The organism is Hymenobacter seoulensis (assembly GCF_054780535.1).
Genome location: NZ_BAAGWD010000001.1, coordinates 514966 through 530631, shown reverse-complemented (window position 1 = coordinate 530631; position 15666 = coordinate 514966). Strand labels below are relative to the sequence as shown.

At 57.3% G+C, this 15666-nt stretch carries 11 protein-coding genes and 1 riboswitch; of the genes, 7 read left to right on the top strand and 4 right to left on the bottom strand.

Features of this window, described 5'->3' with window-relative positions:
• Window positions 1-124 precede the first annotated feature (124 nt).
• Window positions 125-997: a nucleoside phosphorylase gene (locus ACYVHC_RS02340; RefSeq protein ID WP_460612049.1), complete on the top strand. Its 873-nt coding sequence runs from the start codon at window positions 125-127 to the stop codon at window positions 995-997.
• A gap of 222 nt (window positions 998-1219) precedes the next feature.
• Here the strand turns inward: ACYVHC_RS02340 and ACYVHC_RS02335 are convergent, their stop codons facing one another.
• Entirely contained in the window at window positions 1220-1531 is a 312-nt protein-coding gene (locus ACYVHC_RS02335) for a hypothetical protein (RefSeq protein WP_460612048.1), read from the bottom strand.
• Between the two features lie 122 nt (window positions 1532-1653).
• Window positions 1654-2682, bottom strand: a complete 1029-nt coding sequence (locus ACYVHC_RS02330) for an aldehyde dehydrogenase family protein (RefSeq protein ID WP_460612047.1) — start codon at window positions 2680-2682, stop codon at window positions 1654-1656.
• A gap of 223 nt (window positions 2683-2905) precedes the next feature.
• Between ACYVHC_RS02330 and ACYVHC_RS02325 the strand changes: the two genes are divergently transcribed.
• From ACYVHC_RS02325 to ACYVHC_RS02305, 5 genes are all read left to right on the top strand, one after another.
• Window positions 2906-3256: a 4Fe-4S dicluster domain-containing protein gene (locus tag ACYVHC_RS02325; protein WP_460612046.1), complete on the top strand. Its 351-nt coding sequence runs from the start codon at window positions 2906-2908 to the stop codon at window positions 3254-3256.
• A gap of 198 nt (window positions 3257-3454) precedes the next feature.
• On the top strand, window positions 3455-6085 hold the full coding sequence (locus tag ACYVHC_RS02320) for a valine--tRNA ligase (protein WP_460612045.1): 2631 nt from the start codon (window positions 3455-3457) through the stop codon (window positions 6083-6085).
• 379 nt (window positions 6086-6464) lie between these two features.
• A complete protein-coding gene (locus ACYVHC_RS02315) occupies window positions 6465-8510 on the top strand; it encodes a S9 family peptidase (RefSeq protein ID WP_460613124.1) in 2046 nt (681 codons plus the stop codon).
• Window positions 8511-8821: 311 nt separating this feature from the next.
• The gene (locus ACYVHC_RS02310) at window positions 8822-11407 is read left to right on the top strand and encodes a TonB-dependent receptor (RefSeq protein WP_460612044.1); all 2586 of its coding nucleotides are present in this window, start codon (window positions 8822-8824) and stop codon (window positions 11405-11407) included.
• Window positions 11408-11601: 194 nt separating this feature from the next.
• Window positions 11602-12018 (top strand): DoxX family protein, encoded by a 417-nt coding sequence (locus ACYVHC_RS02305; RefSeq protein ID WP_460612043.1) that lies wholly within the window; start codon window positions 11602-11604, stop codon window positions 12016-12018.
• Window positions 12019-12118: 100 nt separating this feature from the next.
• Here the strand turns inward: ACYVHC_RS02305 and ACYVHC_RS02300 are convergent, their stop codons facing one another.
• Entirely contained in the window at window positions 12119-12325 is a 207-nt protein-coding gene (locus ACYVHC_RS02300) for a hypothetical protein (protein ID WP_460612042.1), read from the bottom strand.
• 89 nt (window positions 12326-12414) lie between these two features.
• A complete protein-coding gene (locus tag ACYVHC_RS02295) occupies window positions 12415-13833 on the bottom strand; it encodes a dihydrolipoamide acetyltransferase family protein (RefSeq protein WP_460612041.1) in 1419 nt (472 codons plus the stop codon).
• Window positions 13834-14065: 232 nt separating this feature from the next.
• Window positions 14066-14179: riboswitch (SAM riboswitch) on the top strand.
• A gap of 196 nt (window positions 14180-14375) precedes the next feature.
• Between ACYVHC_RS02295 and ACYVHC_RS02290 the strand changes: the two genes are divergently transcribed.
• A complete protein-coding gene (locus ACYVHC_RS02290; protein ID WP_460612040.1) occupies window positions 14376-15638 on the top strand; it encodes a homoserine dehydrogenase in 1263 nt (420 codons plus the stop codon).
• Window positions 15639-15666: the final 28 nt, after the last annotated feature.

The following is a 15666-nucleotide window of genomic DNA, read 5'->3' as shown; positions in this document are numbered from 1 at the left end:
GGAAAGATCCTTTGCTTTTTCTTTTTGACCTCCGGCACTCCTGCCTAGGTATCGAAAGCGCGCAAACCCAAACTGCGGTTTTTGCCGTACCATTGCACCTTCCTTTCCCAAAAATCCCCCTGTTATGCCCATCGCCGAATCGGAGCTGATCCTCAATAAGGATGGCAGCGTCTATCACCTGAACCTGCTACCCGACCATATTTCGGAAACCATCATTACGGTCGGCGACCCGGAGCGCGTACCCACGGTAAGCCAGCATTTCGACTCCATCGAGACCATCATTCAGAAGCGTGAGTTTGTGACGCACGTGGGCTACTACCGCGGCAAGCGCCTCACGGTTATCAGCACCGGCATGGGCACGGATAACATCGATATCCTGATGAATGAGCTGGATGCGCTGGTCAACATCGACTTCGTAACGCGGGAGCCGCGCCCGTTGGAGGAGCGCATCAACCTGCGCATTGTGCGCGTGGGCACCAGCGGCTCGTTGCAGGCCGATATTCCGGTAGGCTCGCTGTTGGTATCGGAGCACGCCGTGGGGCTTGATTCGTTGATGCAGTTTTACCCGCTGGTAGAAACCGGCTTGGAAGTAGAAGTAGCCCGCGGTATCCAGCAGCGGTTGCAGCTCGACTACCGCCCGTACTGCGTGCGCGGCTCCGATTTGCTGCGTGAGCAGCTGGGCGCGGGCATGATACCGGGCAACACGCTCACCTGCCCCGGTTTCTACGGCCCACAGGGTCGCGTGCTACGCCTTGATTTGCGCCTAACCAATCTGATTCAGGAGTTCCAGCAGTTCCGCTACCAGAGTGCTGAGGGTGAGTTCCGCCTGACCAACTTCGAGATGGAAACAGCGGGCTATTATGCGCTGGGCCGCATGCTGGGCCACGAGGTGACGTCGTTGAACGCTATTGTGGCCAACCGCGCCACCGGTGAATTTGCTACTAATTCCGAGGAAGTGATAAACAAACTCATTGCCACCACCCTGGAGCGCATCTAATCACGGATTGAAACGGAAGTATCGGATTGCACAGATTCTCTGTGTACTCCTGTAACTACAAAAAAGCCCGCTTGACGACTTGTCAGGCGGGCTTTTTTGTGATTACAGAACGTCGGGGCCATTGGGCTACTAGGTCGCGTTATTGCGCAAACTGCCGAACAACACAGTCGGGCTAGTCAGCGGAAACTCCGTGTAATCCGATACATCCATTCCAATCCGTGATTAATAGAAGTCGAAGCTTAGTACGGCCTTCAGGGGTAGTGATATTCCTGATTTAAGCGTGAGGTATTCTTCGTGTGTGGCCCAAACGGTAGTATACACGCGCTTAATAGAACCATCCGCGGTTTGGAAATAAATATCAAGCTTGCCGTGGTAGGCGTTGCCCAAGGTGGCGGCCCGCTCCGCATCGTGGCGCCGCCGCTGGATTGCAGCCTTATCAGTCAGCACGTCCTCAGCGGCAAAGCGCATGCTGGGAATAGCTTCTTTCTCAATGGTTTCTATGGCCGGATCGGTAGTTTTTAGTTCGGGAATCATGGTCGTAGGGAAATAGGTGATACTCGCAGAACAGGGAAAGGCCAGGAAAGTGCCGCATTCCAAATGAAGAACGAATGAACAGCGGGCTGCCCATATGCTGCCGCTCTACTGTTCCGCTTAGTTTACGCCAATTCCGCCAAAAAGGCCATCGTATCTACACCGTCAGCGTAATCTGATACGCCCGGCTCCTGCGCCCGACCGAAAGAGAAACTGCCCGGATACAACCCGCCCGCCGATACAATGCACTGAGTTTGAGTGGCTACTTCCGTCAGGCGCAGCGCCAGGTCCACCTCGTGGCTGTAGGCATCGTGGTGCAGTACCGAAATAGGGGAAACCAGTTGGGCGCTAGGGGTGAGGAGCAGGAAACCAGAGTCGAGGTGCGGGACGCGGTTCACGAGCATGATGCTCTTGTTGTAGTCGTAGTTGTTCTGATAGCGGTTGTGCTCCAGCACGCGGTGCCACGGCTGTAACGAGTCGAGCAAGGGCGTGAAATCGTAGTGTTCGGGCACGTAGAGCTTGCTCACGTTGCGGCAGCCCAGCCCGTAATAGCGGAAAATATCCTCTCCCAGCATCCCCAGGTCGTGGTCCGTCTCGCGGCCCGTAAGCACGGCCAGGCTGGTGCGGTTGCGGCGGATGATGTTGGGCTTTTTGCCGAAGTAATACTCAAAATAGCGGGCCGTATTGTCGGAGCCAGTGGCAATGAATGCATCGGCCGCGTTGAGGCGGTCGGCTAGCTTGATGTGCTCGGCAAAGCGTGGCTCCAGTTTAGTTAGCTCATCGAGAATCCAGCGCATCAGCACGGTATCATCGGAGCTAAGTTTGGCTAGCAGAATATGGCCTGAGAGCAGCACGCACAGCGCATCATGGAAGCCTACTAGCGGAATGTTACCGGCCATCACCACACCCACCTGGCGGGGTTGCGCGGGCTCAGAGGGGTAGCGGCCAGCCCAGTGGCGCAGGGGCTGTTCGTCCAGCATTTTGGCAATGCCGCGCAGCGCCGAGGTTACGTTAGGCAAATCAAACCAGTTATTTTGGTTGCGGGCGCGGGCCGCCAACGACTCCAGCTCATCGGCGTGGGCTGGGGAGGAGGTAAGCTCCGTAAGGCGCTGGCCTAGGGCCACGAAAGCGGCCAGGCGGTCGGCGTGGGTCATATGGGTACGAAATGAAGACGAATGGGGGAAAATGGATTGCGTAGCTTCGGTCAGTAAACCTTTTGGCTACCCAACAGGATTCCATAGGAGAATACGGAATTCACGCTCAAAATTCTTGTTGAGTACGGCTAATTCCTAATTTTGCCTGTCTGCATCCGGCCGTTGGTTGGTTGCGTATTAGTTAACAGTACTGTTTCCCTACCCTTTAAGACAATTCCAGGCTATGGCCATCATGATAACCGACGAGTGCATCAACTGTGGTGCCTGCGAACCGGAATGCCCGAACACCGCTATTTACGAGGGCGGTGCCCAGTGGCGCTGGGCCGATGGCACCAGCTTGAAAGAAGTGCAAGTTGATGGCGGAGCAACCGTTTCGGGGGTTGCGCCCCAAACGCCTATTTCCGACGAGTATTACTACATCGTGTCGGATAAGTGCACTGAGTGCGTGGGTTTCCACGAAGAGCCCCAGTGCGCCGCCGTGTGCCCCGTGGACTGCTGCGTAGATGACCCCGACTACCGCGAATCGCAGGAGAAGCTCCTAACCAAAAAGCAGTGGCTACACCAGGAGGCGTAAGTTCTTCTGACCACTGTTGTTGAAGAGGAGAGCCGCTGCCGTAGCGGCTCTTCGTTTTTTAAGGGGGTAGTAACCGGTTTTGTGACGTTGGTTGTCTGCCAGCGCGCTAGGCCACTGGTTTCCTGAAACCCGCTGCATTTCCCGGCCCCGCCCGAATTGCCTACTTTTGCCCGTATTCTGAACTGATTCCCTCCGACGATGTCTATCGCCAAAACCTATACCCCCGCCGACGTTGAAGCCAAATGGTATCAGCGCTGGCAGGAGCAGGGCTTCTTCAAAGCCAAAGCCAACCCGCGCAAACAGCCCTATTCGGTCGTGATTCCGCCGCCCAACGTGACGGGCGTGCTGCACATGGGCCACATGCTGAACAATACCATTCAGGATGTGCTGGTGCGCCGGGCGCGCATGCAGGGTAAGGAAGCGTGCTGGGTGCCCGGCACCGACCACGCCTCTATTGCCACCGAAGCTAAGGTAGTAGCCTTGCTCAAAGAGCAGGGAATCGAGAAGAAGGACCTAACCCGCGAGCAGTTCCTGGAGCACGCCTTTGCCTGGAAAGAGAAGTACGGCGGCATCATTCTGGAGCAGCTCAAGCAGCTCGGCGCTTCCTGCGACTGGGACCGCACGCGCTTTACTATGGAGCCCGAGCTGACCGATGCCGTGCTGCGCGTATTCGTGGATCTGCACCAGAAAGGCCTGATTTACCGCGGCGTACGCATGGTAAACTGGGACCCGCTGGGCCAGACTGCCTTGAGCGACGAGGAAGTAATTCCGAAGGACGTGATGGCCAAGATGTACCACTTGCGCTACGAGGTAGTGGGGCAGGAGGGCCAGTTCCTGACGGTAGCTACTTCGCGTCCCGAAACCATTATGGCCGACGTGGCCGTGGCCGTAAACCCCAACGACCCGCGCTACACGCACCTGCACGGCGGGAGTGTGCGCATTCCGCTGCTTGGTCGTGAAATTCCGGTAATTCTGGATGAATACGTAAGCATTGACTTTGGAACGGGCGCGCTGAAAGTAACGCCCGCCCACGACCTGAACGACTACGAGCTGGGCGTAAAGCACAACCTGCCCGTTATCGATATCCTCAACAACGACGGCACGCTGAATGAAAAAGCAGTGCTGTACGTAGGACAGGACCGCTTTGCCGCGCGCCGCAACATTGTGAAGGACTTGGAGGAAGCCAGCCACCTAGTAAAGGTGGAGGAGTACGCCAGCATCGTCCAAACCTCAGAGCGCACCAAGGCCGTTATCGAGCCCCGCCTGAGCATGCAGTGGTTCCTGAAAATGGAGCACCTAGCAAAACCGGCGCTGGAAGTAGTAGAAAACGACACGGTAAAGTTGCACCCTGCCAAGTTCAAGAACACCTACCGGGTGTGGATGGAGAACGTGCGCGATTGGTGCATTTCGCGGCAGCTATGGTGGGGCCAGCAGATTCCGGCTTACTACCTACCCGATGGCACCTTCGTGGTAGCCTTGAACCCAGAAGAGGCGCTGAAGCTCGCTCGGGTACAAAGCGGCAACGACGACCTGCAACTCACGGACCTGCGCCAGGATGAAGACGTACTCGATACGTGGTTTTCGTCGTGGTTATGGCCGATTTCGGTATTTGATGGATTTAAGGATCCTGATAATGCCGACGTCAACTACTTCTACCCCACCAACGACCTAGTAACCGGCCCGGACATTCTGTTCTTCTGGGTGGCCCGCATGATTATGGCCGGGTTGGAGTACCGCCGCGAAATTCCGTTTCGCAACGTGTACCTGACTGGCATTGTGCGCGATGCGCAGGGCCGCAAGATGAGCAAGCAGCTCGGCAACTCGCCCGACCCCTTGGACCTCATCAAGCAGTTCGGCGCCGACGGTGTTCGGACGGGCATGTTGTTCTCGGCCCCGGCCGGCAACGACCTGCTCTACGATGAGAAGCTAGTGGAACAGGGCCGCAACTTCTGCAACAAACTCTGGAATGCCTTCCGCCTCACCCAAGGCTGGGAAGTAGACGCTGCGCTACCCTTCGCCAATGATAAAGCGGTGGAGTGGTTCACGGCCAAGCTGCAAACCACGCTCACGGACCTTGATGAGCACTTCGAGAAGTTCCGAATCAGTGATGCGCTGATGACGGTGTACAAGCTGGTGTGGGACGATTTCTGCTCTGTGTACCTGGAAATGATCAAGCCCGCGTATCAGGCGCCCATTGACCCCGAAACGCTGCGCCACACCACCGGCTTCCTGGAAACGCTGCTGAAGCTGCTGCACCCGTTCATGCCCTTCATCACCGAAGAAATTTGGCATGAGCTGGCCGAGCGTGGCCCCAAGGACTACGTGTGCGTAGCGGCCTGGCCTAAAGCCCCGCTGGTACCCAACAGCACCGAGCTACTGGCCCGCATGGATCGGGCCCTCGACATTGTGGCCGGGGTGCGCAACATCCGGAACCAGAAAGGACTAGGCCCTAACAAGCCATTAACCCTCGCCGCCAAAACCGACGACGTGGCCTTGCTGCAGGACTACGACAGCATCATCCGGAAGCTGGCCGCTCTCACCGAAATTAGTGTAGTAGAGGCCGCGCCGGCTGCTTCGGTTGGTTTCGTGTCGGGCGGTGCCGAGTTCTTCGTGCCCTTGGAAGGCCAGATTGACCTAGGAGCGGAGAAAGAGCGCCTGACCAAGGAGCTGGAATACGCCCAGGGTTTCCGCGACTCGGTGCTGAAAAAGCTGAGCAACGAGAAATTTGTGCAGAACGCCAAGGCTGACCTAGTGGAACGCGAGCGGCAAAAGCTGGCCGACGCGGAATCTAAAATTACGGCCCTGGAGCAGAGTTTGGCGGCCATGTAAGCCTAGTAACAGTCTGCCAAAAAGGCCGCCGCGGTAACGTGGCGGCCTTTTTGTTTGCTAGCCTATTCAGTGAGCTAAACCGTCATGCTGAGCGGAGCCGAAGCATCTCTACCGCTTCGTTGCTGGAGGCACTAGTCCAGGTAAGTAGCCAGCGGTAGAGATGCTTCGACTCCACTCAGCAGGACGTTCTGGAGTTCACTGTGTTGGTAGCAACCTCAGCAGTAGGAAGTAACAATACCAACATTCCACTTTTTCTCTTTCCTTTAGTGTAGTCGTTCACCTTAACTTCTGCGCTATGAACCGAATCTATATCTGGCTGACGGGCCTGGGCGTGCTGCTAAGCGGCACGGCTGCGGCTCAGTCGGCCCCCGCAACTGCCATGCTCAAACCACCCGTAGCGGCTATTAAGCCCAAGCAGCTCACCTCGCCTTTCGGTACCCGCACCGATAATTACTATTGGCTAAATGAGCGCGAAAACCCGGAGGTTATCAGCTACCTCAACGCCGAAAATGCCTACACGGAACAGCAACTGGCACCCGTGAAAGGCCTGCAGGAAAAGCTGTTTCAGGAAATTAAAGGCCGCATCAAGGAGCAAGACGAGTCGGTGCCTTACCGGGACAATGGGTACTACTACTACACGCGCTTTGAGGCCGGGGCCGAGTACCCGATTTACTGCCGCAAGAAGGGTAGCCTGACGGCACCGGAGGAAATACTGCTCAACGCCAACGAACTCGGTAAGGGCAAGGCCTACTACCAGATTGGCGGCTTCGAGGTCAGCGACGACAACCAAGTGCTGGCTTACTCCGAGGACGTGGTGAGCCGCCGCTTGTACACACTGCGCTTCCGCAACCTGAAAACCGGTCAGCTGTATCCGGAGCAGATTATTAACACCAGCGGCAACGCAGCCTGGGCCGCCGACAACAAAACGGTTTTCTATACCCGCAAAGACCCCACCACGCTCCTCGATTACCAGCTCTACCGCCACACGCTGGGCACTGACCCTAAGCAAGATGCGCTGGTGTACGAAGAAAAGGACAATACCTACCGCATTCAGGTGGGGCGCTCCAAATCGCGCAAGTACATCTTCCTGCAGGCCGGCAGCACCATGTCGTCGGAAACTAGGTACCTGGAAGCCGCAAACCCCACGGCTCCATTGAAGGTGTTCCTAGCCCGCGAAGCCGACCATTTGTATGATGTAGAGCATTTCGGCGACCAGTTTTATGTGCGTTCCAACGCCGGTGCTCCTAACTACCGCCTCCTGAAAACGCCTGTTACCAACACCGCCAAAACCGCGTGGCAGGAGGTGATTCCGCACCGCAAGGACGTGTTTCTGGAAAACATGGAGCTGTTCAAGGACTACCTCGTGCTCGGTGAGCGGAAGGAAGGGCTGCTGCAGCTGCGCGTAATTCGGTGGAAGGACAAGCAGGAGCATTACCTCAACTTTGGAGAGCCCACCTACACGGCCGCCATCAGCATTAACCCCGAGTTTGACACGCCGGTGCTGCGCTACAGCTACTCCTCCCTCACCACGCCGGCCTCTACCTACGACTACGACATGAACGCCCGCTCGCGCAAGCTCATGAAGGAGCAGGCCGTGCTAGGGGGCTTCAAGAAGGAAGACTACGTGACGGAACGCGTGTACGCCACCGCTACCGACGGCACGAAGATTCCGATGTCTATCGTGTACAAAAAAGGTTTTCAGAAGAATGGTAGCGCGCCCATGCTGCAGTATGCGTATGGCTCGTACGGCATTACCATGAACCCCACGTTCAGCGCCGCGCGCCTAAGCCTGCTGGATCGGGGATTTGCCTACGTGGTGTGCCACATCCGGGGCGGGCAGGAAATGGGCCGGCAGTGGTACGAAGACGGCAAGAAGCTCAAGAAGAAAAACACTTTCACCGACTTCACCGACTGCTCTAAGTTCCTGATTGACCAGAAGTACACCTCAGCCCAGAAGTTATTTGCTATGGGCGGCTCGGCGGGTGGCCTGCTGATGGGCGCCGTGGTAAACCTGCATCCCGAGTACTACAAAGGGGTAGTGGCGGCCGTGCCGTTCGTGGATGTGGTAACGACCATGATGGATGAAAGCATTCCGCTGACCACCGGCGAGTACGACGAATGGGGCAACCCGAATAAGAAGGAGTTCTACGAGTATATGCTCAGCTACTCGCCCTACGATCAGGTGAAAGCCCAGGCCTATCCCAATATGCTCGTAACTACCGGCCTCCACGACTCGCAGGTGCAGTACTTTGAGCCGGCCAAGTGGGTAGCGAAATTGCGCACCATGAAAACCGACAACAACCTGCTCTTGCTGCACACCGATATGGCTGCCGGCCACGGTGGGGCCTCCGGCCGCTTTAAATCCATTAACGATACGGCCCGGCAGTTTGCCTTCATGCTCATGCTGCTAGGGGTGAAAGCGTAGCCAAGGCTCCTGAACTTAGTACTGTCGCACAAATAAAATAGAAAGCCGCTCCGCCAAGGGAGCGGCTTTTTTGTTTACCCCAACCAAACCCGCCTTAAATATTTCAGGGTCACGTGCCACCCCCGCGGCAAAACTGCGTCTGTGGCTGCGGTTGCCTGGCATTCGTGCGTGCTTTCTAAGGTGTTTGAGGCGGAAATCGGCCGTTTGGTCGGGTTCGTTTCGGCCGCTTTGCCCGAAGGGCTAGGTTTGCGAATACACTATAGCGGCAGATGTTGCCGCTGGTTGGTTGGGTGCTGTTTTCCTCTCAATACATGAAAAAGTTTTTCCTTCTCATTTTACTCACCAGCGGCGGGCATGCGGTGCTAGCCCAAATGCCCGGTGGCGGCGAGCGGCCGGCCGGCGCCACCCGGCCCGCGGGCGCACCGGCTGGTGCGGCCCCTATGGCGCAGCCTCAGGCCGGTAGCGGCCGCATTACGGGCACCGTAACTGATGCCGCTACCAAGCAGCCAGTGCCATATGCCACGGTAGCCCTACTCAACCCCGCTACCGGCAAGCCCGTGGATGGTACCGCCGCAGATGATAATGGCAAGTTTAACCTGCCACGCATTGCTGCCGGTACCTACACCGTCCAGATCAGCTTTATCGGCTACAAGTTGGTAGAGAAACCCGGGGTAGTGATTACCGAGGCCGGCAACACCATTGCCCTGGGCAACGTGACGCTGGAATCAACGGCGCAGGCGCTCGGTGAGGTGCGCGTAGAAGGCCAGCGCAGCCTAGTAGAGGAAAAGGTAGACCGCACGGTGTACAATGCCGAAAAGGACGAAACCACCCGCGGCGGCGACGCTACCGACGTGCTCAAGCGCGTGCCCAACCTCTCCGTTGACCTCGATGGCAACGTGAGTTTGCGCGGTAGCTCCAACATCCGGGTTCTGATCAATAACCGGCCTAGTACCATCTCGGCCAACAGCATTGCCGACGCGCTCAAGCAAATTCCGGCCGACCAGATCAAGACCGTGGAGGTCATTACCTCACCCTCGGCGAAGTACGATGCCGAAGGCTCCGGTGGTATCATCAACATCGTCACCAAGCAGAACAACCTGCAGGGCTTCACCCTCGATTTGCGCTCCAGCGCCGGTTTGCGTGGTTCAGATTTGGGGTTGAACGCAACGTATCGGGTAGGGAAGATGGGCTTCTCGCTGGGCGGGGGTGGCCGGGCGCAGTACAACACGCCGGGCAGCTTCTCCAATGACCAGAAAACCTACGCCGTGCAGGGCAGCAACTTAAGCACCCGTACGCTCTTGAGCCAGACCATTCAGAACGCTGATACCCGCAACCAAAACCTGTTCGGGCGCTACTCCTTTGGCTGGGACTACGACATAAACAAATACAACTTCCTGTCGGCCTCGGTGCAACTCGGCCTGCGCAACGGCACCAACTATCAGGATGGACTGGCTACCAATACGGTCTTCTTTGATGGGCGAGACCCGCTCAGCAGCCTGCGCGACGTGCGGGTAAAAGACAATTCGAACACGCTGGATGCTACCGTCAACTACACCCGCACCTTCGAGACGCCTCAGCGCGAATTAAGCTTGCTAGGGCAGTACAGCCGCAATACCCGCAACAACGACTTCACCAACTACATCCTGACGGGCGAAGGGGCCGGCAACGACATCCAGAACCAAAACGAAAGCTACAACCAGGAGGTAACCATTCAGGCCGACTACCAAACACCGCTGAGCAAAACGCAGCTGCTGGAATTCGGGGTGAAGGACATCATGCGCCAGGTAAACAGCGACTATACCACGCTGCTCAACGGCCAAGAGCAAACGGGCACCAACCTCTCCAACGTTTTCGATTACAACCAGAACGTAGCCTCGGCGTACGCTTCGTACACGCTGAGCTTCCTGAAAAGCTACACCCTGAAAGCTGGCACCCGCTACGAATACACCACCATTGATGCCAGCTTCCTGACCGAGAATGCACCCACGATTCCGTCGTATGGCGTGCTGGTGCCGAGCGTGAATATCTCGCGTAAGCTCACCAACGGCAACGTGTTGAAGGCGGCTTACAACCGCCGGATTCAGCGCCCCTCGCTGCAGTTCCTGAATCCGAATACGCAGTCGGCGAACCCGCTGAACATTACGGTGGGTAACCCAAGGCTGGACCCTGAGTTTACCAACAACTTCGAGCTGGGCTACAACACCTTCATCAAGCAGACCTCGCTAAATTTCAGCGTGTTTGCGCGCAATACCGATAAGTCTATTCAACCGGTGCGCACCCCCTTGGATGGGGGGATAGTGCGGACTACCTACGACAACATTGGCACCGAAAACGCCTACGGCGGGAGCGTGAATGCCAACGTTAACATCAACAACAAACTGACCCTAGGCGGTGGCGCCGACGTGTACTACGCCACCCTCGACAACAACCAGTCGAATGCACTTTTTGCGGCCAGTAACCAGGGTTGGGTAGCCAGCGGCCGCCTGATGGGGGGCTACAACTTCACCAAGGGTTGGGGCCTGCAGGCATTCAGCTTCTACCGCGGCCGCCAAGTGCAGCTGCAAGGCTATCAGGGCGGCTTCGGGGTATATAGCCTAAGCATGAAGAAAGACTTTGCCGAGAAGAAGGGTACCATTGGCTTCGGCGCCGATAACTTCTTCACGCCTTCTAACCGTATCCGCAACGAAATCAGCACGGCCACACTGGACCAAAACAGCGTGAACGTGTTTCACCGCACCAGCCTGCGCGTGAACCTGAGCTACCGCATCGGCAAGATGAGCATGGCCCAGCCCAAGCGCCGGCGTTCCGTCAGCAACGACGACCTGAAAGACGGCGGCGATGGTGGCAACGGTGCCGGCGCTACTCCTGCCCAGGGCACCAGTGGCGGCCGCCCCTAGCAGGCTGCTGAGCATTTCAAAAAAAGCCTCGTTCCATTCGGAGCGAGGCTTTTTTTGTGTGAAACCCAACTGTTGGGCCTGCCTGTCCTAGGTGCCAAACCACCGGAAAGTGTTTTGCTACAAGCAGCTCGGCGTATCCTGGTGGGCTGCTTCTGCGTTCAGGTAGGCTGGTACACTCTTTCCCCAACCATTATATGGCAAACACTTCCTTTTTTCTTTCTCCCTGGTCGGCCAGGCTGCTGAGCGTGCTGCGCATAGTGGCGGGCCTGCTGTTCCTGTTTCATGGCACGCAGAAGCTGTTCAACTGGCCTCCCTCCGATAACGGTGGCGGTGCTACTGGCCTGATGCTGGTAGCCGGCATCTTGGAGTTTGGCGGCGGCTTGCTGCTGCTGATCGGGCTCTTTACACGGCCCGTAGCCTTTATCCTTTCGGGCCTGATGGCCGTGGCTTACTTTATGGCCCATGCGCCGCAGGGTGCGCTTCCCATTGTAAATCAAGGAGAACTAGCCGTACTCTACTGCTTTGTGTTCCTGTACCTAGCTGCTGCCGGCCCCGGCCCCTGGAGCGTAGATGCTGCCAGAAACCGCAGCGTGGTAGATCCGGTGGTATAACAACGCAAGCCAATGCACACAAATCGGGCTTTGAGACGCAGCAGAATCACTAGGTTCCGCTGCGTTTCAAAGCCCGATTAGGTTTACAGGAAGCAGGAGGCTAGTCGCGTACTTTCAGGCTATCGGGCACAGTGCCGCGCGTGGCCTGCACCAATTGGTTCTGCAACTGAAAGTTGACTTGTTCGCAGTCGTTGAAGCGCTTCTGGGCTGTTTCTAGGGCTGTTTCAGCAATTCGCAGGCGCTGGTACAGAAACAGAATCAGGCCCAAGGCAATCAGCAGGGCTACGAGCGGCAAGGTTTTATTCATGGCAGGCAAGGGCTGGAAAAGCGGGAGGGTTGGTTGGTAAGGCGAGCTAGCGCCTCATCAACCAACCCTCCACTGCTTATGTGCTGTAATTAGATAGTCGTGTTCGGGTCGAACTGCTCTAGGTAGTCGGCCACACGGCGCACGAACATGCCACCCAGCGAGCCATCTACCACGCGGTGGTCATAGCTATGCGAGAGGAACATGAAGTGACGCACGCCAATCAAATCACCCTGCGGCGTCTCGATAACGGCCGGCTTCTTCTTGATAGCGCCCACGGCCATAATAGCTACCTGCGGCTGCATGATGATAGGCGTGCCCATCACGTTGCCGAAGGAACCTACGTTAGAAACGGTGTAGGTGCCACCTTCCAGATCTTCGGGCTTCAGCTTGTTAGCGCGGGCCCGGTTGGCCAGGTCGTTTACCTTTTTGCTGAGGCCGTTCAGGTTCAGCTGGTCGGCGTTATGAATGACCGGCACGATGAGGTTGCCGGAGGGCAGGGCCACGGCCACACCCACATTGATGTCACGCTTCTTGATGATGTAGTCGCCCTCAATCGAGACGTTGATCATCGGGAAGTCCTGGATGGCGCGCGCAATGGCCTGAATGAAGATGGGCGTGAAGGTCAGGTTTTCGCCTTCGCGCTTCTTGTAGGCATCCTTATGTTTGTTGCGCCAGTTCACGATGTCGGTCACGTCGGCCTCCACAAAAGAAGTCACGTGGGGCGAAATCTTCTTGGAGTCCACCATGCGCTGGGCAATCATTTTGCGCATGCGGTCCATCTCAATCAGTTCTTGATTTCCGCTAATGGAAGGAACTGATTTAGAAGGTGTTATAGCAGCAGATGAAGACTGGGGTGCTGACGCCGGAGCGGGCTGGGCAGCGGGCTGCGAAGCCGGCGCTTGCGGTGCAGGAGCCACGGCCTGAGGCTGAGCCGCCGGGGTTGCAGCCGCTGCCTGACCTAGGGGTTTCTTGCCAGCTGCTACGTAATCGAGAATGTCTTTTTTGGTAACGCGGCCCTCGCTGCCAGTACCGGGCAGGTACTCCAGGTCGGCCATGGAGATGCCTTCTTCGCGGGCGATGCTGAGCACCAGCGGCGAGTAGAAACGGCCCGTCTGGGGCTGGGCTGCTACGGCTTGCGCAGGGTTGGCCTGCGGGTCGCCGGTCTCGGGGAGATAGGGAACCTCAGCGGTAGTCTTTTCGGCGCCATTGGCAGAAGGAGCCGGAATTTCGGCAGCGGCCGTAGGAGCGGCGGTGCCAGCGCTAGCGGTATCGGTTTCAATAATGGCGATGGGGGCGCCAACGGCCACTACTTGGCCTTCCTGAACCAGAATTTCCTGGAGGATGCCGGCGTGCAGGGCTGGAACTTCGGTATCTACCTTATCGGTGGCTACTTCCAGCACCGATTCATCTTGGTCGATGGAGTCGCCTACTTGTTTGAGCCATTTCAGGACGGTGCCTTCCATGATGGATTCGCCCATCTTGGGCATCGTCATTTCCACTCGTGCCATGCGGTTGGGGGTAGGGTTGGGTTATGGGGTGGGAGGGTTTTGCTATGCGGACTGGGGAGTTGCGGACTCAAAGGTAACAGAAAGCCTCAACGCCTCGCAAAGCCCGGCCGTGTATCCGAAAATGGGTGTAGCTACGGCTGGGGGCTAGTGAGGTTGGTACATGGGCCTTTCGCCGCCAAAATTGCGTGAGAAAAATTGGGTTGTATATTTGCCCCGCGCCCCTTTCACGGGGCACTTATCAAGAAAGGCGGAGGGACAGGCCCTGTGATGCCTTAGCAACCAGTAGCAATACCAGGTGCTAAATCCTGTCTCGGAACAGCTTCGGCTACCCGAGAAAAGATAAGTTACAAGATGTTCCCCGTCTGCAGCGGGTGTAGCTCTTCTGACTTATCGGAAGGGCTTTTTTTGTGCCTTTTCGGTGAGAACTCTTGACTAAGTGCCGAGTGAAATGAGGGCGTTGAGTGCATCAACATCCATTCATAGTCGTCGGTAGGGGGTAGTGCTTGCATGCACCCTAGCGGGCTGACATTCACACAATTGGTATGAGTCGCAAAGATATTCGCATTGGCCTGTTTGGGTTTGGAGTAGTAGGCCAGGGCCTGCACACCGTGCTGGAGCGTACGCCGGGGCTGCGGGCCAGCATCGGGCGTATTGGGGTTAAAAACCGGGAGAAAGTCCGCCCACTTCCGGCGGCCCTGTTCACCTTCGACCGCCAGGAGCTGCTCCAAGATTCTTCACTCAACGTGATTGTAGAGCTGATTGATGACGCCGACGAGGCCTATTTGATTGTGACGGAAGCCCTGCGCCGCGGTAAAGCGGTAGTCACGGCCAATAAAAAAATGCTGGCCGAGCACCTGCCCGAGCTTATTCAGCTACAGCGCGAAACCGGCACGCCCCTGCTCTACGAGGCTGCTGCCTGCGCTAGCCTGCCCGTCATCCGCAACCTAGAGGAATATTACGACAACGACCTGCTAGAGTCAGTGGAGGGCATCATCAATGGCTCCACCAATTACATTCTCACGGCCATGCACCGCGACGCGCTGTCGTTTGCGGAGGCCTTGGGGCAGGCTCAGGCGCTTGGTTTCGCGGAAAGCAACCCGGCTCTGGATGTAGAAGGCCTTGACGCCCGCAACAAGCTCATACTGCTCCTGACGCATGCCTTCGGGTTGGTAGTAGCGCCTGAGCAGCTCCTGACGCTGGGCATTGACCGCCTGAGCCCTTTAGCAACGGCTTACGCCAAAGAGAAGGGCTACGCGCTGAAACTGGTGGCGGAAGGCCGGCGCCTACCCGATGGCACTATTGCGGCGGCGGTGCTGCCTACGCTGGTAACACCTGAGCACGAGCTGGCCCGTGTGCACGACGAGTACAATGGTCTTATCACGCAAAGCAGCTTTGCTGACCGGCAGTTTTTTCTGGGCCGGGGCGCGGGTGCATTCCCCACCGCCTCTGCCGTTCTCAGCGACCTTTCGGCCCTGACCTACGGCTACCGCTACGAGTACAAGAAACTGCATCAGCAGAACGCCCTGGCCTTGGCCACTGCCGCCGAGTTGGATGTGCTGGTGACTTTTACGGATGAAGTTATTCCTGAGGTAGCTGATTTCAGCCACGTGTACGAGCAGTTCCGGTCCAGTAAGCGCGGCCACTACCTTACGGGTACCATTGGGCTAGCACAGCTAGCGCAGGCGGCGTGGCTGCGGGCCCCCGGGGTTTGCGTGGTGCGGTTGCCTAGTCCGTTGCGCGCCGCAAGCGAGGCACCGGTAGTGCCGGATGTAGTGCCCATCCGAGCCCTAACAGAGGCTGAGTAAGCATGAAGATGCCGAGGAACAGACACCA